The organism is Pseudomonas sp. S8, assembly GCF_050473925.1.
GTDB lineage: Bacteria > Pseudomonadota > Gammaproteobacteria > Pseudomonadales > Pseudomonadaceae > Aquipseudomonas > Aquipseudomonas parakoreensis.
The window spans coordinates 1,802,511-1,825,348 of the sequence record NZ_JBFDVZ010000016.1; the positions used below are offsets into that span (position 1 = coordinate 1,802,511).

Annotated in this window: 15 protein-coding genes; 11 read left to right on the forward strand and 4 right to left on the reverse strand. The window is 60.4% G+C overall.

Annotation, left to right across the window (positions count from 1 at the left end):
* Positions 1-50: 50 nt before the first annotated feature.
* Positions 51-5,999: a peroxidase family protein gene (locus AB1J88_RS09285; protein WP_430290899.1), complete on the reverse strand. Its 5,949-nt coding sequence runs from the start codon at positions 5,997-5,999 to the stop codon at positions 51-53.
* A gap of 73 nt (positions 6,000-6,072) precedes the next feature.
* On the opposite strand from AB1J88_RS09285, the gene AB1J88_RS09290 reads away from it, so the two are divergent.
* Positions 6,073-7,551, forward strand: a complete 1,479-nt coding sequence (locus tag AB1J88_RS09290; protein WP_430290900.1) for a sensor histidine kinase — start codon at positions 6,073-6,075, stop codon at positions 7,549-7,551.
* On the opposite strand, the gene AB1J88_RS09295 is transcribed toward AB1J88_RS09290, so the two are convergent.
* Positions 7,552-8,250, reverse strand: a complete 699-nt coding sequence (locus tag AB1J88_RS09295) for a response regulator (protein ID WP_041062767.1) — start codon at positions 8,248-8,250, stop codon at positions 7,552-7,554.
* Between the two features lie 306 nt (positions 8,251-8,556).
* Here AB1J88_RS09295 and AB1J88_RS09300 point away from each other — a divergent pair, with 306 nt between their 5' ends.
* The 7 genes from AB1J88_RS09300 (at position 8,557) to argE (ending at position 16,933) form a co-directional block, all read left to right on the forward strand.
* Positions 8,557-10,293 carry a type I secretion system permease/ATPase gene (locus AB1J88_RS09300; protein ID WP_430290901.1) on the forward strand — a complete coding sequence of 579 codons (1,737 nt, stop codon included), beginning with the start codon at positions 8,557-8,559 and terminating at the stop codon, positions 10,291-10,293.
* Positions 10,294-11,640, forward strand: a complete 1,347-nt coding sequence (locus AB1J88_RS09305) for an HlyD family type I secretion periplasmic adaptor subunit (protein ID WP_052510567.1) — start codon at positions 10,294-10,296, stop codon at positions 11,638-11,640.
* Position 11,641: 1 nt separating this feature from the next.
* The gene (locus tag AB1J88_RS09310; RefSeq protein ID WP_430290902.1) at positions 11,642-12,976 is read left to right on the forward strand and encodes a TolC family outer membrane protein; all 1,335 of its coding nucleotides are present in this window, start codon (positions 11,642-11,644) and stop codon (positions 12,974-12,976) included.
* A 185-nt stretch (positions 12,977-13,161) separates the two neighbouring features.
* Positions 13,162-14,481: a flavin-containing monooxygenase gene (locus AB1J88_RS09315; protein ID WP_430290903.1), complete on the forward strand. Its 1,320-nt coding sequence runs from the start codon at positions 13,162-13,164 to the stop codon at positions 14,479-14,481.
* A 57-nt stretch (positions 14,482-14,538) separates the two neighbouring features.
* On the forward strand, positions 14,539-14,955 hold the full coding sequence (locus AB1J88_RS09320; RefSeq protein WP_003225869.1) for a RidA family protein: 417 nt from the start codon (positions 14,539-14,541) through the stop codon (positions 14,953-14,955).
* A gap of 152 nt (positions 14,956-15,107) precedes the next feature.
* Positions 15,108-15,785, forward strand: a complete 678-nt coding sequence (locus AB1J88_RS09325; RefSeq protein ID WP_086790894.1) for a DUF1028 domain-containing protein — start codon at positions 15,108-15,110, stop codon at positions 15,783-15,785.
* Complete coding sequence (gene argE, locus AB1J88_RS09330) at positions 15,782-16,933, forward strand: acetylornithine deacetylase (RefSeq protein ID WP_430290904.1); 1,152 nt, start codon at positions 15,782-15,784, stop codon at positions 16,931-16,933. Before AB1J88_RS09325 ends, argE begins: the two co-directional genes overlap by 4 nt.
* 19 nt (positions 16,934-16,952) lie before the next feature.
* Here argE and AB1J88_RS09335 read toward each other — a convergent pair whose 3' ends face one another.
* Complete coding sequence (locus AB1J88_RS09335) at positions 16,953-17,864, reverse strand: LysR family transcriptional regulator (protein ID WP_222015035.1); 912 nt, start codon at positions 17,862-17,864, stop codon at positions 16,953-16,955.
* Between the two features lie 398 nt (positions 17,865-18,262).
* Here AB1J88_RS09335 and AB1J88_RS09340 point away from each other — a divergent pair, with 398 nt between their 5' ends.
* Together AB1J88_RS09340 and AB1J88_RS09345 are read left to right on the forward strand one after the other, a co-directional pair.
* Positions 18,263-19,678, forward strand: coding sequence for a purine-cytosine permease family protein (locus AB1J88_RS09340; RefSeq protein WP_430290905.1), 1,416 nt, complete (start codon positions 18,263-18,265; stop codon positions 19,676-19,678).
* 104 nt (positions 19,679-19,782) lie between these two features.
* Complete coding sequence (locus AB1J88_RS09345) at positions 19,783-20,406, forward strand: glutathione S-transferase family protein (protein WP_430290906.1); 624 nt, start codon at positions 19,783-19,785, stop codon at positions 20,404-20,406.
* Between the two features lie 47 nt (positions 20,407-20,453).
* Here AB1J88_RS09345 and ptrR read toward each other — a convergent pair whose 3' ends face one another.
* Entirely contained in the window at positions 20,454-21,332 is an 879-nt protein-coding gene (gene ptrR / locus AB1J88_RS09350) for a putrescine utilization regulator PtrR (protein ID WP_430292681.1), read from the reverse strand.
* A 103-nt stretch (positions 21,333-21,435) separates the two neighbouring features.
* Between ptrR and AB1J88_RS09355 the strand changes: the two genes are divergently transcribed.
* Positions 21,436-22,827, forward strand: a complete 1,392-nt coding sequence (locus AB1J88_RS09355; RefSeq protein WP_430290907.1) for an aldehyde dehydrogenase family protein — start codon at positions 21,436-21,438, stop codon at positions 22,825-22,827.
* The last annotated feature ends 11 nt before the right edge of the window (positions 22,828-22,838 follow it).

A 22,838-nucleotide genomic window follows, 5' to 3' on the forward strand; every position in this document is an offset into this window, starting at 1 on the left:
ATAAAGGCGCCCATATCCTGAAATGAGCGCCTTTTTCTCTGATTGCCGAATCAAACCACGCCGACAAAGTCACTGGCTGTCAACGCGATATGCCCCACCAGATCGATCTGAATATCTGCACCCGATCCTGAATTGACATTGCCCTCCACGTAAGTGTGATCCACGCCGCCAACGTTCACGAAGTGATACTTGAGCTGCGCTTGATTGTTGAACTCGGTACCCACGCCATTCCACTCGCCGAGGAACGTAAAGTCCTGATTGCCGGCAGAACCCGCTCCGGAAGTTCGCGCATCGATCAACGATAGATCGATGTGATCCTGGCCTTGGGTGAAGTCATTGATGACGTCCCGCGTCAACGTTGACGTGCCCGAGTCGCCCGTGGCGGAAAAAACGAACAGATCATTGCCCGCGCCGCCGGACAAGATGTCGCGATTGCCGCCCCCTTCGAGGGTGTCGTTGCCGCTGCCACCAGCGAGTGTGTCCGTGCCGCCCTGCCCGGTCAGCACGTTGTCGCCACCATCGCCGGTCAAGGTGTTGGCACCGCTACCACCGATCACGTTTTCAACATTGATCAACGTATCACTACCGGTCTGCGAACTGCTCGCCAGACCTGTCGCCAGGTTAACCGTGGCGCTGGCGGAGGTTGCTGACAGGTCATAGGTGTCGACATCGCCGCCGCCATCGTAGCTGTCGTTACCGTCGTTGACCGACGCCCGCAAGGTGTCATTGCCCAGTCCGCCGAACACGCTGTCCAGTCCTTGGCCACCCACCAGGGTGTCGCCACCGCTGCCGCCATCCAGCCAGTCGTTGCCACCCTGGCCTTGCATCAGGTTGCTGGCACCATCGCCCTGAATGTGATCGTTGCCGGAACTGCCGTTGACATTTTCGATGCTGGTCAAGGTGTCGCTACCAGTCTGGGTGCTGGTGGAGGTGCCTGCCTGCAAATCCACCGTGGCCGCCGCCGACGTGGCAGACAGATCATAAGCGTCGGTGCCGGTTCCGCCGTCGTAGTGGTCGTTGCCATCGTTGAGCGACGCCAGCATCGTGTCGTTGCCACCGCCACCGAACAACGTGTCGTTGCCGGCCAGGCCGGTGAGCTGGTTGTTGCCACTGTTGCCGGTGATGACATTGTCCAGACTGTTGCCGGTGCCATTGATGTTGTTGGAGCCGAGCAAGGTCAGGTTCTCGACGTTGGCGCCCAGCGTATAGCTGATTGACGACGTCACCGTGTCGGTGCCCTCGTTGAGGCTTTCCTGCACCACATCGCCATTGGCGTCGACCACGTAGATGTCGTTGCCGGCATTGCCCCGCATTGTGTCGTTGCCACTGCCGCCATCCAGCAGGTCCGAGCCGAGACCGCCATTGAGTACGTCGTTGCCCGAGTAGCCCATCAGGATGTCCTGATAGTTGGTGCCGTTCAGCGTATTGCTGAAGAAGTTGGTGCCTTCGATGAAACGCCCGACGGCTTCAGTAGGATCCGACGTCAGTTGCTCCACCGTGCCACTGTTGTCGGTGTAGGTGGTCAGCACTCGCACCTGCTGTCCGAACTGTGCCGAAGTCGGAGCAAATGTCGAAGCATTGGCGCCGGAGATGTTCAGCCACATGGCGCCCACCAGTGCCTGCCATTGATAGGAGAAACCGCTGGGGCCGGGCAAACCATCGGCATCCTGAATGGCCGAGGTGTTGGCAGTCAGCCGGTACTGCGCCGGCACTGGCCGGCTCGGTGTGGTCGGCGCCGTGGCAAATCCCGACACGGCGACATTGCCGGTCGGCAGGTGGTTGTTGATGCTCAGGTTGACCGTGCGATCGGCGAAGCGCAGCTTTTCGACACCGATAACGATGTCGGTGCCGTCGACATTCGCGGCTCCCGCGCGCAGATCCACAACCTTGAACGCAGTGATCAACTCACCACCCGGCCGGGTGTCGGTGAACTTGGTGATGCTGTAGTCGGCGAAGTTGCCACTGAGGATCGCAGTATCGGCTGCACCATCAGCCGTGCCGGGTGCGGCATGGTTGTCTCCCAGAATGAAATCCGGGCGACTGGCCTGCAGGCCGGTAAAGTGCTGGGCGTAGCCTTGGCCGGCGAGCAGGTGATTGAGGTCGGCGAGTTTGATCGAATCGCCGACGATCACATCATTGCCGCCGTTGCCTTGGGCGACATCGTCACCACTGCCGCCAATCAGCCAGTTCTCAGTCGCATTGCCAATCAGGCCGGCCGTCGGATTAGCTGGCGCGGCGGTGTTGGGCCGACTGTCACTGAAGCGCGAACCGATCAACCCTTCAATGTCGGTCAGCAAGGCGTTGAACGGCTGGAACAGCACGCCAGTACCCGGTGCGGCGACGATGTTCTGATTATTCAGATCCGCCGCCGCATCCAGCGCGATGTTCACATCGCTGAACGCGGCAATGTCGAAGCCGACATCCCCAATGGCCTCGTCGCCATCGCCTTGGCCTGGAGCACCACCGAGGCCCGGCAGAAGAATATCGTCGCCGGTACCGCCGAACTCCTGGTCACCGGTCGAGCCGCCGGAAATGATGTCGTCGCCGTCCTCACCGAACAGAATGTCCGGGCCGTCGCCGCCATAAATTTCATCATTGCCGTCGCCGCCATGCACCAGGTCAGTATCGCCACCGGCATCGATGTAATCATTACCGGCACCACCGTACAGCTCATCGATACCGGCTTCGCCGTAGAGGTGATCATTGCCATTACCGCCGATCACCACGTCGAGGGCACCGGCACTGGTGCCGGCGTAAATGGTGTCGTCGCCTTCCCCGCCATCGAGGAAGTCTTCGATATCTCCGCCGTAGATCACATCGTTACCGTCGCCACCGTAGATATGGTCGGCGCCGGCCTTGCCATCGAGAATGTCATCGCCACCCTCGCCGTAGATCGTATCGTCACCGTCGCCGGCATCCAGCCAGTCGTTGTAGTCGGTGCCGACCAGCACTTCGTGAGAGTTGTACCCCACTGCCGCCGTGCCATCGGGATTCTGGCCCTGATCCGGACGATAGTCGCGGATGTAGGTCTGCGAGGTATGCGTTTCCGGATTGCTCAAGCTCACCAGCAAGCCGTTGCCACCAATCCCGCCGACGCCACCGGTGGAATAGACGCCCATGTGGTTGGCTTCGATCAGCGTGCCGTATTTGTGTTCGCTCTTGTACGCGGTGGCACTGGCACCGGAGTCGGTGTAGCTCAATTCGACGTAGCTGTCGGCGTAGCCAAACACATCACCCGCCAAGTGCCGTGCGTCGGTGGTGCGCTCGATGATGTCCTTGAACTGCTCGGTGACCACCTGCTCGTTGAGGTTGGTCATCGCCGGCAAGCCGAGGTCGAGGCGGAACAGGTAGTAGAAACGGTCACCGTCCATCAACCGCTCCATCTGATCCTCGAAGATCGCATTGAAGGTCGTGCCCAGTTGTCCGGTGTAGACGTGTTTTTCCGCCAGACCGCCGATCCACAGATCGATGGCGTTGTAGCCGTCATAACCGGCGACGTGGTTACCGTTCGGATCTGCCGCGCCGGAAAGGAAATAGGCCGCTTGCTCTGCCGTCACGCTGCCACCGGCGTAGTTAGTGGTCAGGCCGGTGGCGTCGGCATCGATGATTGCCTGCGCGTGGGCGACATCGCCGTCAAACGAATAGGCGGCAATGAAGTTCACCAGTGACTCGGGGTGAATCATGTTGTTGGCGAAGTCACTCCAACTGGTATAGGGCGTCAGCCCATCGACGATCAGATTCGTATGGTGTTGCGCGCCGGCCGGTGAAGCCCGTTCGGCAACCAGTGCATCGTGGATCTGCTGTCGCGCCTGATTCAGGGTTGGCAAGCCCAAATCACGACCGCGTGCAAGGTTGATGGTCGCCAGATCCAGCGGCTGACCAAGCAAGCCCTGCTGCAATGCCGGAGTGACGAACTCGTCGATTTCGTTGCTGATCTGCCGGGTCATGCCCAGCGCGATAGCGGTTGGGCCCACTTCGGCAAAACCACCCGGATTGAGGAAAGCCTGCTCCAGTGCGTAGTGGGTGATCGCACCGGTCAGGTCGTAGCTGCCACTGGCATTTTTTTCCAGAGCATCAATGGTTTCACGCAGTTGCGAATGCCCGAAGCGGAACGCTGCCTGCCCATACTCCAGCGAAATATTGGTGTTGATGCCCGAGTCGTAGGTGACGAACTCAGGCAGGTCCGGGGTGATCAACCGGGCGTATTGGTCGATCGCCACATGCTGGTATTCCATCTCCACGGTCAGCTTGGCGGCGTAGAAGAGTTTGTCCTGATCCCAGGACACCGTGACGCCGTCAGCCAAGGTGAAGTTGCCATTGGCGTCGGTGTAAAAACTGCCATTGCCATTGCTGATCTGCACCTGCCAGTTGTGCCGTACATTGACGTCAGTCTGGCTCAGCACTTCGTTCTGCAGATTGATCAGCTGCACGTTATGGTCTTCGTGGAATACGTGATGAATCGCGGTGAGGCCGAAGTTTTCGTTCACCCGTCCGTCGCCGGCAATGTAGTGATCGCCCACCGATTGCAGCAACAGTTCGTTGGCCACTGCGTAATCGGCACTGCCCGGCGCTGCACTGATGGTGAAATCAGCGAAGTTGACGAAGCTGAACAGATTCTTCGGCCCGGCATTATCGTAATTGACGACCATGCCGTAAGGGTTGTTGGCATCGAAGGTGATGCTGGTGATGTGCGAATCCAGCGACATCAGGCGAGCCTGGTCGATATGCGCATCATCGAAGTGCGGATTCATGTCCAGCAGCAGCGCTTCACGGGTGTAAACCGCCTGCACGCCTGCTGTGTTGGGGTCGGCATCAAGCACATGGCCTTGGGCGTCGCGCACACGAAAGTTGGCGATATCGTCCCAGGTCAGGTCGTCACGACCGGTGGCCAGCACATGCGCGCGTAACTCGCTCAAGGTGGGCAGGGTCTGGTGAGTCAGTACGCCGTTAAGCGTCCAGGCCGCCTCATCACTCAAGGTCGTACCATCGAACAGGGCCGCTCCGGCGATGAATTGCTCGGGATGATTAGGGTCAGCCACCCACTGGCGCAGCAACTGCGTGACTGCGTCATTGGAGCCGTAAGTCTGATTCTGATCGATGTAGGGCGAGTCGAGGTTGACGTACTGCGCCTGCCCCTGCCCGTCCACTTCAGCCACGGAGGCGCGGTGGACTTTGATCGAGTACACCGGTTGCCCATCCGGGCCGATCGTGCCGTAGAGCGGATCGTCCGGCGCCAGCGGAATCGTGATGGTCGCGTTCTGGTTGGGTTTGTTGATGAAGTCCAGACCATGGTCGAAGAACTGCCCGAACAGGGTGAACCAGCCAGTGGTCGAGGGGTCACCCGACACGGTGTTCTGGTTACGGATGTAGTACTGGCCGGAATCCGGGGCACTGGTGTCGATTTCACCCAGGGTGCCGAGAATGCCCGGGTCAGTGACGATCGCCACGCCGGTGGCAGTGTGCTGAATATGACCATTGGCGTCGGTTGCGAAAGTGACGCCACCGCTGACGATGGTCTGGCTGATCATCCGGGGGGTGTAGTCCACCAGCGACGCTGTCGGATCGCTGTACAGTGAACTACTGTCAGACATGGGCGTGATGCCTGCAGGCACACCGGCGCCGAGGGTCAACGCAGCATTGCTCAGGTTTTGCTGGACGTAGTGACTGTAGTCCGAATGCGTCAGACGAATGAAATTCTGCCCGAAGCTGCCCCAGCTCTGGCCGTCCTGGGTCAGGTTATTGAAATGGCCGGAGACGTTGCGCAGCCCGATCGGATCGCGGGCGCCGTTGTACCAGACAGCTTCACCGGGCGGTGTATCGAGCGGATTGAAGCTGCCAAGCAAACCCAGCACATGGACGTTGCCGTCCGAGCCATCGTAGCCATACAACGGTTGGCCAGCGCTGTCGTAGCCAACAATATGGATAGTCGGAAAGGACACCTGCTGTTCAAGGAACGAAATATCGTTGGCATTGAGGGTAAAGCGCTTTAGCTGGTACATGGCAAACTCCGGATATCCGTTGGCTCGCAAGGTTTTTCAACCGACTTACCACGATCATCAGGAAATCGACGCGATGGCAAAAGATGCAAAAGTCGAATCAAAACACGAGACTTTTGTCGCCGACGAGACTGAGACTTTGGTCGAGTCAAGGTCCGTCTCCAGAGGCGCCTGGCGCTCGCGCTTCAAGCTGCGCACACGTCACTTGAGCCGCTCCACCCAGTTTGTAATGGCCGCTGCGCTGATCCTCGGGCTGACCATGTTGTTCGTCGGCAAACTGGTGAGTGCGCGCATAGAACGGGCGGCCGTGCAAAGTGCCGCCGAGGCTGGCGCGCATTACATGGAAGCGTTTCTGGAGCCTTACGTGCAGGAGATGAGTCGCGATAACGGCCTGTCACCCGCCAGCATCAAGGCGCTGGATCGACTGATGGAAAGCCGTTCACTGAAGCGCCACATTGTCTCGATAAAGATCTGGCGCGCCGATGGCACCGTGGTTTACAGCACGGACAAGTCCATCACCAACCGGCAGTTCCCGATGGATGAAATCGCCGATGCGCTCAAAGGCGAAGTGGTCACCGACCTCGAAGATCTGGATCAGGAAGAAAACGAGTTCGAGCGCAAACTCAACGTTCCGCTCTACGAAATTTATGCACCATTGCGCGAGTTCACTACCCGAAAAGTGATTGCCGTGGGTGAGTTCTATGAAAAGGCTGAAAGCCTGGAACAGGAAATCAGCCGCGTGCGCCAGCAGGTCTGGCTGGTGGTCGGTACCGCCACCCTGGCGATGCTGGCGCTGCTGTTTTTCCTCGTGCGACGCGGCGACCAGATCATCCAGCGCCAACAAGTGTCACTGCAATTACGTTTGCTGGAACAAACCCGACTGCGCGTCAGCAATGCGGCACTGCATCGCAAGATCAACACCGCGACCCAAGAATTCTCGCGCATCAACGAATTGACCCTGCGTCGCATCGGCGCCGACCTTCACGATGGTCCAGCGCAATTGCTGACGCTGATTCTGATCCGCCTGGACGATCTCGCCGAGCACTGCGACACGCTCGATCAGGAATCGCTGGAAACCATCCGCGGCGCCGCTACTGATGCGCTGCGCGAAGTGCGCGATCTTTCGCGAGGTCTGGCCCTTCCGGAAATCAACGACCTGACGTTGACGCAAGAACTGCATCTGGTGGCGCAGCGGCATGAGCAGCGCACCGGCAGCAAGGTGCAGCTGAACGTCTCGCCGCTGCCCGACTCCGCACCGCTACCGGTCAAGCTGTGCCTCTACCGGTTTGTTCAGGAAACCCTCAACAATGCCTATCGCCATGCGCAAGGCAAAGACCAGGCGATCATCGCTCATCATATCGACGGAACGTTGCTGGTTACCGTCAAGGATGGCGGGCCCGGAATGGCCGCGGATGCATTGCTGGTCGATGGCCACGGTAGAAACCGGCTGGGTCTGGCCGGTCTGCGTTATCGCGTAGAGTCGCTGGGCGGCGTGTTCAGGATCCAGTCGTCACCAGACACCGGCACCGCGGTCAGTGCACAACTCAAATACTGATCAGGAACCCCCGTGGGCATCCAGCTGTGACGGTACCGAGCCGATATGCAAACGACCGACAGCCTCACGCTCCCAATGGCGCCTGAGCGCCGTGACCGCTTCAACACGGTTGCGCGCATGCAACTTCTGCATGACACAGGTCATGTAGTACTTGACGGTTTTTTCGCTGATGAAGAGCTTCGATGCCACTTCCTTATTGGTCAGGCCTTTTGAAACCTCGCGGATGATCTGCTCCTCCCTGTGCGTGAGGTCGATCTTGCGCACCTCAGCTTCATGCCGCTTGAAATTGCTCAGCAGTTTGTTGGCAAATTCTGGGGTGATAAACGTTTCGCCTCTGGCAATCGAACGGATGGCCTGCACCAGATCCGGTCCGCTGACGCCCTTCAACACATACCCACGCGCGCCGGCCTCCAGTGCCGAATAGGCGTCATCCTCAGATTCGGAGACGGTCAGCATCAGCACCTTTACCTCCGGCAGTTGCGTGGCGATGTATTTGACTGCGGCAAATACATCGCCCGGCATGTTGACGTCCATCAACATCACGTCCGGCCTCATCCGTTGTGCGATATCACGAGCGTCATCAGCACTGCCACCCTGCTCCACAACCTGCAGGTCGGTCCTTTTTCGCAGGGTATTGGCGACACCTTCACGCAGCAGAGGATGATCATCGGCAATGCCGATGCGGATGAAAGGATTCATGACGCACTCCTGAAATGGCTGAGCATTCAGACACCCAGTGATTAATAGCAGGAAACCTGCAGCGATGCCGGGTGCCGGCGGCGTCCGCGGCGGGGAAATTAGACTTAAGTCGGGCGATTTTTAACCGTCAATAAGCTTTCTTCGTAACAAGAGACTCAAAAAATCCACAACAACCTGTTGTTTTGCAAAGCGCTACTGACAGTCAAAAATATGCCGCTCGCAAAAAAGCCGGATCGCACCTTTATCCGACCAACAGTCACTCTCCTACGCTGAGCTACATGACGCTACGGCATTGGAACCTTCCCGATGAACAAGAAAAATCACTCGCGATCCGAGTTGGCCGACGTGTTTTTTCGGCTGCGCCGCACGTTTTATTCGCTGGCCGGATTCAGTGGTGTGATCAACGTGCTGATGCTCTCTCCCGCCATTTACATGCTGCAGGTCTATGACCGGGCGCTGGTCAGCAGCAACCTGACCACGCTACTGATGCTGACGATTCTGATGATCGGCCTGTACACCTTGCTGGCCATGCTGGAAGTGGTGCGTACCCGGGTGATGATCCGCGTTGGCAACCGTCTCGACATGGCCCTCAACCGCCGTGTGTTCACCGCTGCTTTCGAGCGTAACTTGCAGCGCGCCGGCGGCAATCCTGCCCAGGCACTGCAGGACCTCGCACAGGTACGTCAGTTTCTGACCGGCAATGGCTTGTTCGCGTTTTTCGATGCGCCCTGGACGCCGATTTACCTGTTTGTCGCCTATCTGATTCATCCCTTGCTGGGCATCGTCACCCTCTGTGGCTCGCTGGTATTGGTGGCGCTGACATGGCTCACCGAGATCGCCACGAAAAAGCCGTTGGGCGAAGCCAATATCGCTGCACAGATCTCGGGAACTTTCGCCAATAACAATCTGCGCAACGCTGAAGTCATTGAAGCGATGGGCATGTTGCCGGCGATCACCGGTCGCTGGTTCGGCAACCATCTGCAGATTCTGCAAATGCAGACCCTGGCCTCGGATCGAGCCGCCTATATCAGTGGTCTTGGGCGGTTCGTGCGGATTACCCTGCAATCACTGATCCTCGGCACCGGCGCCTTGCTGGCGATCGAAGGCTCGATCACGCCGGGCATGATGATCGCCTGTTCGATCCTCAGCGGCCGTGCACTGGCGCCGGTGGAGCAACTGATTGGCGCCTGGAAACAATTGCTGACCAGTCGTCGTGCGTGGGGACGGCTAAAGAACCTGCTGAAGGATTTTCCACAGCGCGCCGATGCGATGAAGCTGCAAAGACCGCTGGGCATGATCTCGGTCGAGCATTTGCATGCCGGGGCTCCAGGAATGACCCAGGCGATCATTCACGGGCCCAACTTCAATCTTTCACCCGGTGAATCACTGGGCATCATCGGTCCCTCCGCCTCGGGCAAATCAACACTGGCGCGTTTGCTGGTCGGCATCTGGCCGGCGCTCAGCGGCAAGGTGCGTCTGGACGGCGCCGACGTCTACCTGTGGAACAAGCAGGAACTCGGCCCATGGATCGGCTATCTGCCTCAGGATGTGGAACTGTTCGAAGGCAGCATCGCCGACAACATCGCGCGTTTTGGTGACATCGACAGTGATGCGGTCATCATCGCTGCCAAGCGAGCAGGCGTCCACGACATGATCCTGCGCTTTGCTCACGGTTATGACACGACGCTGGATGTCGACGGCAATCCGTTGTCCGGCGGCCAGCGCCAGCGCATTGGCCTGGCCCGCGCGCTGTATGGCGAGCCCTCGGTGATCGTGCTTGACGAACCCAACGCCAACCTTGACGACGCCGGGGAAAAGGCCCTGATCGAAGTACTTGAGGATCTCAAACAACGGCGCTGCACCACTGTGCTGATCAGCCACCGACCAAGCATTCTCGGTACCGTCGATAAAGTTCTGATGTTGCGTGAAGGCAGCACTCAATTGTTCGGCCCTCGTGAAGAAGTGTTCGCCGCGCTGCGCCAGACCAGCGTGCTGCCAACGGTGGGTTCGCCAACCCTGTCTGCCGTGCGCGGGAGAGAATAAATGGGCACGTTGAGTGTGGATGCGCATGGCCGCGAGCTGATGCGCGCCATGGCCGACATCGATGTCGATGATCGGCGCCCGGCGCGCTGGGGTGTACTGCTGGTGATCGTCGGTTTTGGCAGTTTCCTGCTCTGGTCGTGGCTGGCGCCGCTGGACGCCGGGATCGTTGCCAGCGCAACGGTCAAGGTCACCAGTAACCGCAAGGCCATTCAGCACCAGACTGGCGGCACCATTGAAGCCATTCTGGTGCGCGAAGGCGATAACGTCAGCAAGGATCAGGAACTGGTACGGCTGGACGCCACTCAGGCGCTCTCGGAACAAGGCGTGGTGAATGCCCAGTTCATCGCTACCAAAACCATGGAGAACCGTCTGCAAGCTGAACGCGACGGTTTGCCAGACGTCGTATTCGATCCGCTCATGCTCAAGCGCTATGCCGCCAACGAACACCTGGCGGAGGCCATCCGCTTGCAGCGTCATCTGTTCGAAACGCGGCGCGCCAGTCTGGCCGGCGAACTCGACATCCTGCGTGAATCGCTTAACTCCGCCGATGCGCAGATCAAGGGACTGCAACGCGTCTACAACGCACGCGCCTCACAGATCGGTTTTCTCAATCAGGAACTGGTTGGGGTGCGCCAACTCGCCGCCGAAGGCTACGTGCCGCGCAATCGGATGCTGGAGCTGGAGCGTAGCGGATCCGATCTGAACGCGTCCCAGGCCGACAATCTGAACAACATCGCCCGCGCCCGGGGCCAGGCCGCCGACATCAAGTTACGGATCATTCAGCGCGAGTACGACTACCGCAAGGAAGTGCAGTCGCTGTTGGCTGATGTGCAGAAAGAAAACAGTACCCTCACCGATCGCTTGCAAGCCTTGGACTATCAGGTTCGACACACCGTAATCCGTTCGCCCATCGACGGCATGGTGCAAGGGCTGGGTGTGTCGACTGTCGGCGGCGTGATTGCACCCGGTTTCAAAATCATGGAAATCGTTCCCGCCCATGAGCCGCTGCAAATCGACGCAATGATTCCGGTGCAAGCGATCGACCGCATGAACCCGGGGCTGCCGGTGACCATTTCATTTCCCGCATTCAACCATGTGCAAACGCCGAACATCCCGGGGAAGGTGCTGACCATCTCGGCTGACCGCCTGATGAGTGAGGACAACAAACAACCCTATTACCTGGCGCAGATTGAAGTTACCCAGGACGGGATGACGATGCTTGGCAGCAATCACATACGCGCGGGCATGCCCGCCTCAGTGACCATCAAGACCGGTGAGCGCAACATGCTGAGCTATCTGTTGAAACCATTGCTCGACCGCGTCAACAGCGCGTTCAAGGAGCAATGAGGTGCAGCGGATCATCGGCGTGACAGTGCTGTTGGTCCTGGCGCAGCCAGTGCTGGCACTGGATCTTCGCGAGTCCTGGAATCTGATGCAGTTTCAGGGCCCGACCTACCTTTCCGCCGGTCACGAAAGAGAGGCGGCCCTGGAAAACCGCGCGATCGGCAAGGCGGGACTACTGCCGAAAATCGGTATCACCGCGTTCGACAATCACATCAATGGCACGCAGAAGCAGCCTGATTTCTACGGCAACAACCACACCAACGATCTGAACTACGCCTCTCGCGGTGCCACGCTGCAATTGCGCCAGCCATTATTCAACAAACAGAAAATGGCCGAGTACCGCCAGGGCCAGTACCAGGCCGAATACGGTAACGCAGTGTTCGATGGCAAGGCTCAGGACTCGGCAGTGCGCCTGGCCGGGCGCTACTTCGACGTGCTGCTGGCTCATGAAACCGCCAAGCTGGCGGCGGCCAAGCTCAACGCGCTGCATGAGCAGGTGGCGTCCACTCAACGCCGCCGCGAGCTGGGTGACGGTACCGTGACCGATGTCGATGAGGCCGTGGCCAGGCGCGACCTGGCTCAGGCTGAGCTGATCGAAGCTCAGGACAGCCTCGTCGTCGCCAGACGTCAACTGCAGGAATACATTGGCGAAGCACCCGAGCAGGTCGCCACACTGCAGGAAACCTTTCCCACCCCACCCCTGCAGCCCAACACTCTGCAGGAGTGGATCATCCGCGCGGGAACGGACAACCCTTCGATCCGTGCCCGACGCTTGAACGTTAATACTGCTGATGAAGAAGTCGCCAAGGCCAAGGCCGGTCACTGGCCGACCCTCGATCTGGTACTGGGTTACACCGCCGCCGACAGTGAAACCCTGTCCACCCAGAATCAACGCAACCGCTACACCTCGGCTGGAGTGGAGTTGAACATTCCGTTGTACAGCGGCGGTTATGTCAGCGCCCGGGCCCGGCAGAGCATCGCCACACGGGATCAGGCAGAAGAGGATCTGAATGCAACCCGCGAGGAAATCATCTCCGGCACCACCCGGGAATTTCGCAGTGTGCAAAGTGGAGAAGCGCGAATCCACGCGCTGGAAAAAGCCGTCATGTCCAGCGAACGCTCGCTGATGTCGTCGAAGAAAGGCTTTCTCGCCGGCAGTAGCACCAACATCGATATCCTCAATGCTCAGGAGCAGATCTTCACTGCTCGCCGAGACCTGTTTGAAGCCAAGCTGCGCTACTTGCTGGCCAGGCTGCGACTCGCTGCCGACGTTGGCGCACTGGGCGAAGATGATATCGAAAACGCCAACGCCTACCTGGGCCCAAGACTGACCTTCTGAATACCTCAGATGATCCGAAGCCCTTTAACCACGGGGCTCTCAGAGCGTTGCATCAGAATTTTATCTTCACATCCCAGCTTAATAATATTTTACCGATACCCCCCTCCTGCCTAGTCTGACCGCAAGCAAAACGGACAAGCCTGAAGCGATCCGAATCCACTTGCCTTGCCAGGAAGGATGTACAAATGAGCACTGAAACAATAAAAACAGACACGCTTGTCGTGGGCGCCGGACAGGCGGGTGTGGCGATGAGCGAGCACCTGAGCAAACTCGGTGTGCCGCATCTGGTGCTGGAGCGCAGCCGCATTGCCGAACGCTGGCGCAGCGGGCGCTGGGACTCGTTGGTGGCCAACGGTCCGGCGTGGCACGACCGCTTTCCGGGGCTGGAATTCGATGATGTCGACCCCGATGGTTTCGCCCCCAAGGAGCGTGTGGCGGACTACTTCGAAGCCTACGCGAAGAAATTCAACGCGCCGATCCGCACCGGCGTCGAGGTCAAAAGCGTGGTGCGCAATGTCGGGCGTCCGGGCTTCACCGTCGAGACCTCCGAGGGCGTGATCGAGGCCAGCCGGGTGGTCGCGGCGACCGGTCCTTTCCAGCGCCCGGTGATCCCGCCGATTGCACCGCACGACCCACGTCTGTTGCAGATCCACTCCGCCGACTATCGCAATCCGCAGCAACTGCCCGACGGCGCGGTGCTGGTGGTGGGTGCCGGTTCGTCCGGCGTACAGATCGCTGATGAGCTGCAGCGTTCCGGCAAGCAGGTTTACCTTTCGGTCGGCGCTCACGACCGTCCGCCGCGTGCCTATCGCAACCGTGATTTCTGCTGGTGGCTGGGGGTACTCGGCGAGTGGGATCAGGCGGCGATGAAACCCGGCCGTGAGCACGTGACCATTGCGGTCAGCGGCGCGCATGGCGGACGCACCATCGATTTCCGGAGTCTGGCCCATCGCGGCATGACCCTGGTCGGCGTGACCGAGTCGTTCAATAACGGCGTGGTGACCTTCAAGCAGGACCTGGTCGACAACCTCAAACGTGGCGATGACAACTACCTCGCCTTGCTGGATGCCGCCGATGCCTACATCGAGCGCAACGGCCTCGACCTGCCACTAGAACCTGAAGCGCGAGAGACCTATCCAGATCCGGAGTGCGTGAAAAATCCGCTGCTCGATCTGAATCTGGCCGAAGCCGGGATCACCTCGATCATCTGGGCCACCGGCTTCGCCGTGGATTATTCCTGGCTGCAAGTCGCGGCATTTGATGACAAGGGCAAACCGCAGCACCAGCGCGGCGTGTCCAGCGAGCCGGGGGTGTATTTCCTCGGCTTGCCATGGCAGTCGCGACGCGGTTCGTCGTTTATCTGGGGCGTCTGGCATGACGCCAAACACGTGGCCGACCACATCGCCACCCAGCGCAAATACCTTGATTACAAAGATGCCGAGCAGCGTGAAGCCGCCCTGCATTCGACCGCTCACACAAAAGCCGCCGACACCGTCGACGCTTGATTGCCTACTTTCGCGGCGGTGCTTCTGCGCCGCTGAATACCCAGTCTGGAGCTGTACATGAGCAAGCCAACTCACACCCGCATCCGTATGTTCAACACCAAGGACACTTACCCAAACCAGACCCTGGACAACGACCTTTGCCAGGCCGTGCGTGCCGGCAACACCGTGTATGTCCGGGGTCAGGTCGGCACTGATTTCGACGGCAATCTGGTGGGCCTCGGTGATCCGCGCGCGCAGGCCGAACAGGCCATGCGCAACGTCAAGCAACTGCTGGAAGAAGCCGGCAGCGACATGAGCCACATCGTCAAGACCACGACTTACCTGATCGACCCGCGCTACCGCGAGCCGGTGTACCAGGAAGTCGGCAAGTGGCTCAAAGGTGTGTTCCCGATTTCCACCGGGCTGGTGGTGTCGGCACTCGGGCAGCCGCAGTGGCTGATGGAGATTGATGTGGTGGCGGTGATTCCCGAGTAATCAGACGCACCGCGTCGCGGCCATCGCTGGCAAGCCAGCTCCCACAGGTTTGAGGTGCTTACAGATTTTGTGACCAACCCAATAACTGTGGGAGCTGGCTTGCCAGCGATGAGGCCCGCAAGGACAACAAATTCCTCGAAAGGAGTTAGACCATGACCTTTTCAATCGCAGCCCGTTGCCCCGAAACCGGCCAGTTCGGTGTCGCCATCAGTTCCTCCAGCATCGCCGTCGGTGCGCGTTGCCCGTGGTTGCTGCCGGGGGTTGGCGCGGTGTCGAGCCAGAACATCACCCTGCCGTCCCTTGGCCCGGAAGTCCTCGCGCTGATGGAACAAGGTCACGCGCCCGATGCGGCGCTGGACCAGGTGCTGACCCGCAACGGCTATAGCCAGTACCGGCAGATCACCGCGATCAACCACCTCGGCCAGACCGCGCATTTCAGCGGTGCACAAACCCTCGGCGTGCACAACGCCGTGTGCGGCGAACAATGCGTGGCCGCCGGCAACATGCTCGCCGGGCGCGCGGTGATCGAAGCAATGGTCAGCGCCTTTGAAGACGGCGAAGGCCAATTGGCCGACCGTTTGCTCAAGGCCCTGCACGCCGCCCAGGCCCTCGGTGGCGAAGCCGGGCCAGTGCATTCGGCAGCGGTGGTGGTGGTCGGCGAACAGACCTGGCCGATCGTCAATCTACGGGTCGACTGGGCCGACGAAAATCCGATCGGCGAGTTGCAAACACTCTGGGACGCCTATCAGCCGCAGCTGCAGGACTACATCGATCGCGCGCTCGACCCGGCCAAGGCACCGGGCTATGGCGTTGCCGGAGACGATCGATGAGCAGCAGCGTCGCGTTGCTCAAGACGCTGGTGGGGTTCGACACCACCAGCCGCGAATCCAACCTGCAGCTGATCGAGTTCGTGCGTAATTACCTCGCAGGCTTCGATGTGCCGTGCGAGCTGATCTACAACGCCGAGCGCAGCAAGGCCAATCTGTTCGCGACCATTGGCCCGGCCGAGCACCCGGGCATCGTGCTCTCGGGGCACACCGATGTGGTGCCGGTCGATGGTCAACCCTGGACAGTAGCGCCGTTCGAACTCAGCGAACACGACGGCAAGCTGTTCGGGCGAGGCACTGCCGACATGAAGGGCTACATCGCCTGCGTGCTGGCGCTGGTGCCGTCGCTGGTCGCTGCAGAGCTGCGCAGGCCGGTGCACATTGCCCTGTCTTACGACGAAGAAGTCGGTTGCCTCGGCGTGCGCTCGTTGCTCGCCGAGCTGGAACAACGTCCAGTCAAACCTTTGCTGTGCATCATCGGTGAACCCACCGAACTGAAACCGGTGCTCGGCCACAAAGGCAAACTGGCGATGCGCTGCGACGTACACGGGCATCCGTGCCATTCGGCCTACGCGCCGCTGGGGGTCAACGCCATCGAGTACGCCGCCGAGCTGATCGGCGAACTGGGACGCATCGGCCAACAACTGAAGGCGCCCGAGCAGCACGACAGCCGTTTCGATCCGCCCTACAGCACGGTGCAGACCGGAGTGATCAGCGGCGGCAAGGCCTTGAACATCGTCCCCGCCGATTGCCGTTTCGACTTCGAAATCCGCGCCCTGCCCTCACAGGATCCGACCCAGGTCGCGCAGCAGTTGCAGGCCTACGCCGAGCAGCACGTGCTGCCACGCATGCGGGCGGTCAGCGAACACAGCGCGATTCGTTTCAGTGAACTGTCGGCTTATCCCGGCCTGGCCACCGATGCGCAAAGTCAGGCGGCGGAGCTGATCGCCGCGTTCTGCGGTTCACGGGAATTCGGCACCGTGGCGTTCGGCACCGAGGGCGGGCTGTTCGATGCGGCGGGCATTCCCACCGTGGTCTGTGGTCCCGGCAGCATGGATCAGGGGCACAAACCGGACGAGTTTGTCAGTCGCGCGCAACTCGATGCCTGTGATGCGATGCTGCAACGGCTGCTGGCTTTTATCCACGCTTGAAACACGGCTCGACGTACGTTCAGGCGTACAGTCGAGCCAATTCCTCCCGACAGTGATCGACGAACAACTGCACCGGTTTGGTCAGTTGCACCCGGCGCAGCCAGGCCGCCGACAGGCCCGAGCCGGTCACGGTTTCCACCAGCGGCACGCACACCACTTTCTGTCCGTCGTAGGTGTACTCGCCGAACGGCCGGGTTACCAGAATCGAAAAGCCGAAACCGCGCCCGACCATGCCGCGCACCATCTCGATCGACGGTGAGCTGAAAACGATGTGCGGGGCCAGTCCGCGCTCTTCGAAGATGCTCACGAAATAGGTACGGCTCGGCACCACGTCGAGCAGGATCATCGGCTCCAGCACCAGATCGTGCAGCGAAACTTTCGCCTGTTGCGCAAAGCGGTGGTCGGCCGGCAGCAAGGCGTAAGGCTGCTGCGGGGGCATCAGCGAGGTGGTTTCGATGGTGCTGTCGAGGTCGTGCTCGAACAGCATCGCGACATCGATGCTGCCGGCGGTCAGTGCCTGCACCAGTTCCTGCTGTTCGCCGTCGCGAATACGGATTTCCACCCCCGGCCAGCGCTGCTTGAACCCGGCGATCAGGCGCGGCAGGTACAACGGCGCGACGGTTTCGAAACAGCCGATATCGATCTGCCCGGAGACCACGTCGTTGTCCGCCAGCGCGTTCTGCTCGAACTCATGCGCCACCCGCAGCAACTCCAGCGCCTTGCGATAAAACCGCGAGCCACTGGGCGTCAGCGACACGCCTTGGGCGTGATGGCGGATGAACAGCTGCACGCCGAAGCTTTCTTCCAGATGCTTGATCGCCGTGGAGACCGACGGCTGGGCGATATAGAGCTTGCGCGAGGCTTCGGCCACGCTGCCGCAATCGGCGGTGGTGACGAAGTATTTGAGCTGGCGCAGGTTGTAGGCGGCCATATAAAACCTCTGCAAGTGAGACGACGCTTTTGTGGTGAGGGGATTTATCTGTTGTCAGGACATTTATCTGTGGTTTGGGGGTTCTGTGGTGAGGGGATTTATCCCCGATGGGGCGCGAAGCGGCCCCTGTTTCTAAAGTCAAAAGAGGGGCCGCTTCGCAGCCCATCGGGGATAAATCCCCTCACCACAAAACTGTGTAAATCCAGAACAGAGTGAAGCCTGAACATACCGGAGCTACGCATTACACGCGGCATATATTTTTTAAGGTCTGAAGCAACAAACTTACTAATTTATCTATCCCGGGCCTTTGCACATGATCGCTTCAACAAGAAATGCGCCGTCCGTGTCGGCGCTTACCGAAGTACGTCCACGTACTCATCCTTGCCTTGGAGTTCGTCATGTCCACCTCTGCAACAACGTCCGCCCCGCTCATTGAAAAACACACGATAGGATACGTGCCCCCCGAAGATCGCCACGGAAAGGTCAGGGATCTGTTCACGCTGTGGTTCGGCGGCAATATTGCGCCGTTGCCCATCGTCACCGGCGCGCTGGGCGTGCAGTTGTTCCACTTGAATCTGGTCTGGGGCATTGTCGCGATTCTGGTCGGTCACCTGGTCGGCGGCGTGCTGATGGCACTGCACTCGGCGCAAGGCCCGCAGATGGGCATTCCGCAGATGATCCAGAGCCGCGCGCAGTTCGGCTCGCTCGGCGCGCTGCTGGTGGTGCTGATTGCCGGCGTCATGTACATCGGCTTCTTCGCCTCCAACATCGTACTGGCCGGCAAGTCGTTGCACGGCGTGGTCGACAGCGTGCCGGTGCCGGTCGGCATCGTCATCGGCGCCCTCGGTTCGGGGATCATCGGCATCATCGGTTACCGCTTCATCCACGTGCTCAACCGCATCGGTACCTGGGTGCTGGGGATCGGCATCGTCGTCGGTTTCGGCTACATCTTCACCCATATTCAAACCGATGACTTCCTCACCCGCGGCAGCTTCAACCTCTCCGGCTGGCTCGCCACCGTGTCGCTCGCCGCGCTGTGGCAGATCGCGTTTGCCCCGTACGTGTCCGACTATTCGCGTTACTTGCCGGCGGACGTGAAAGTCTCGTCGACATTCTGGACCACCTATCTGGGTTCGGCGCTCGGTTCAAGTCTGGCGTTCATCTTCGGTGCCGTTGCCGTGCTGGCAACGCCCGTGGGCATGGACACCATGGATGCGGTCAAACTTGCCACCGGCTCGATCGGGCCGCTGATGCTGGTGCTGTTCCTGCTCAGCGTGATCAGCCACAACGCCCTCAATCTGTACGGCGCGGTGCTGTCGCTGATTACCCTGGTGCAGACTTTCGCCTACCGCTGGATTCCGACCGCCAAGAGCCGTGCGGTAATCTCGATCATCGTGCTGCTGGCCTGCTGCTTCGCCGCCGTCGGCGCCTCGAAGGACTTCATCGGTCACTTCGTCGACATGGTGCTGGTGCTGCTGGTGGTCCTGGTGCCGTGGACCGCGATCAACCTGATCGACTTCTACGCCATCCACAAGGGCAAGTACGACATCCAGTCGATCTTTCAGGTCGACGGCGGCATCTACGGACGCTACAACCCGCAAGCGCTGCTGGCCTACGCAATCGGCATTGCGGTGCAGATCCCGTTCATGAACACCCCGCTGTACGTCGGCCCGGTGTCGGCGCATATCAACGGCGCCGACCTGTCATGGCTGGTGGGGCTGCTGGTGACCTCGCCGCTGTACTTCTGGCTGGCCAGTCGTGACAGCGCCTATCGGCGGCGGATGACCGGCGGCAAACTGGTGGGCAGTCACTGAGATTGATTCGATGTAAAAAGAAGGCCCGCCATGCGCGGGCCTTCTGCGTTGTGGTGTGGTATTTCTTGATGCCCCGACAGGCACCCACGAGACAGGGAAAACTCATGCTGCGAATTCTGGGCAAGGCGTCATCGATCAACGTGCGCAAAGTGCTGTGGACCTGCGCTGAACTGCAGATCCCGTTCGAGCGTGAGGATTGGGGCTCGGGCTTCAAACCCTCCGACACCCCGGAGTTTCTCGCCCTCAACCCCTGCGCCATGGTGCCGGTGATTCAGGACGGCGATTTCACGCTGTGGGAATCGAACACGATCATTCGTTATCTGGCGGGCGACCATGGCGGCGCAGACCTTTACCCCACCGAGCCGCGAACCCGCGTGCGGGTCGATCAGTGGATCGACTGGCAGGCGTCGGAGCTGAACCGGTCGTGGTCGTATGCGTTCATGTCTCTGGTGCGTCAGTCACCGGATCATCAGGACAGCGCCGCGTTGCTCAACGGCGTCGATCAATGGTCGAAGACCATGGGCATCCTTGATCAGCAGTTGCAGAAGACTGGCGCGTACGTCAGTGGCGAGCAGTTTTCCCTCGCCGATATCCCCATCGGGCTGTCGGTCAATCGCTGGTTCGAAACGCCGCTCGCGCATCCGGATTATGTCGCCGTCAGGGCGTATTACGAGCGTCTGAGTCAACGCGAAGGCTTTCGCCTGTACGGCAGAAACGGTACGCCGTGAAGCATGACCGTTGCGGCGTCGAGGCATGAGTGACGTCGTCGACGCAGCTACTCTTCTGCACGCACCACACCGCGCTCTTCCAGCAAACGCACGAACATACCCAAACTGCGCGACACCGAACCCCGGCGCCACACCAGCCACGTGGTCAAGTAGCGAAAATCTGCCGCCAGCGGCCAGACGCTGACCGTCGCACTGCCGGGCATGCTCTGCAGCATTTTGCGCGGCATCAGCGCCAGCCCGGCCCCGGCGCTGACGCAGGCGAGCATGCCGTGATACGACTCCATCTCGAAAATCTTGCCCGGCACAGCGGCGTCGGTGCTGAACCATTTTTCGAAGTGGTGACGATAGGAACAGTTGGAGCGGAACGCGTAAATGTTTTCGCCATTCACGTCCGCCGCACGCTGCACCGGGGCGTGATTGAGCGGTGCGATGATGACCATTTCCTCTTCGAACGCCGGCACGCCTTCCAGCGCCGGGTGCAGCACCGGGCCATCGACGAACGCCGCCGCCAAGCGCCCGGCCAGCACGCCATCGATCATCGTTCCGGACGGGCCGGTGGACAGGTCCAGATCAACCTTGGGATGCAACTGGTTGTACGCCGCGAGCAGTTCGGGGATGCGCACTGCGGCGGTGCTTTCCAGCGAACCGAGGGGAAATGCGCCCTGCGGCTCTTCACCGGCGACCGTGGCCCGCGCCTCCTGCACCAGATCGAGAATGCGCCGGGCGTATTCGAGGAAACTCCAGCCAGCCGGCGACAGGCGCAGACGGCTTTTCTCGCGAATGAACAGGTCGACGCCCAGGTCCTGCTCCAGCTGTTTGATCCGCGTGGTCAGGTTCGACGGCACGCGATGTATCTGCGCCGCCGCCGCACTGATGCTGCCGTGCTCGGCAACGGCTTTGAAGATTTCCAGTTGCACCAGATCCACAGTCATTCTCCAATCGTGAAAGAATTGATCTTTATTATTCAGTTTCCAGAAAACAAACGCCACCCTACTCTAGGCCCATCCACTGAACTCGCAGGAGCCAGCCATGAGCCAGATTTCCAGCCAGACCCACGCCATCTCGATCAACCCCGCCACCGGCGAACAGATCGGTCACTACGCCTTTGAATCCGCTGAGGCCCTCGACGCTGCGCTGACCCGCGCCGCATTCGGTTTCTCGAAGTGGAAACGCAAGCCGCTGCAGGATCGCTCCCGCGCCCTGACCGCCCTCGCCGGCGCCCTGCGTGACAGCGCCGAAGCCATGGCGACCATGATCACCCTGGAAATGGGCAAGCCGATCGCCCAGGCCCGTGGCGAAATTGAAAAATGCGCCAAGCTCTGTGAGTGGTACGCCGAAAACGGTCCGGCCATGCTCGACGCCGAACCGACTCAGGTTGAAGGCGGCAAGGCGCGCATCGAGTACCGTCCGCTGGGCCCGATCCTCGCGGTGATGCCGTGGAACTTCCCGATCTGGCAAGTGTTGCGCGGTGCCGTTCCGGCGCTTATCGCCGGCAACACCTACGTGCTCAAGCATGCGCCGAACGTGATGGGCAGCGCCTACCTGCTGCGCGACGCGTTCAAGCGCGCCGGTTTCGCCGATGGCGTATTTGAAGTGATCAACGTCACCCCGGAAGGCGTTTCCACCGCCATCGCCGACCCGCGTATCGCTGCTGTAACCCTGACCGGCAGCGTGCGCGCCGGCATGGCCATCGGTGCTCAGGCCGGTGCCGCGCTGAAGAAGTGCGTGCTGGAACTGGGTGGTTCCGACCCGTTCATCGTGCTCAATGATGCGGATCTTGATGAAGCCGTGCAGGCTGCCGTCATCGGGCGCTATCAGAACTCCGGCCAGGTCTGCGCCGCGGCCAAGCGCCTGATCATCGAAGAAGGCGTGGTCGAAGAGTTCACCCGCAAATTCGTCGAGGCCACGCGTCAATTGAAAGTCGGCGATCCGCTGTCCGCCGACACCTACATCGGGCCGATGGCGCGTTTCGATCTGCGTGATGAACTCGACCAGCAAGTGCGCGACACCCTCGAAGAGGGCGCGACCCTGCTGCTCGGCGGCGGCAAGGCCCAAGGCCCGGGCAACTACTACGAGCCGACCGTGCTGGCCGATGTCACCGACCGCATGACCTCGTTCAAACAGGAGCTGTTCGGCCCGGTCGCGTCGATCATCACCGCCCGCGATTGCGCCCACGCCGTGGCCCTGGCCAACGACAGCGACTTCGGCCTGACCGCAACGATCTACACCGCCAACGTGCAACTGGCCCAGCAACTGACCAGCGAACTGGATACCGGTGGCGTGTTCATCAACGGCTACTCCGCCAGCGACCCACGCGTGACCTTCGGCGGCGTGAAGAAAAGCGGTTTCGGTCGCGAGCTGTCGCACTTCGGCGTGCGTGAGTTCTGCAACGCGCAGACGGTGTGGCTGGATCGCAAATAACACCGCCCCCT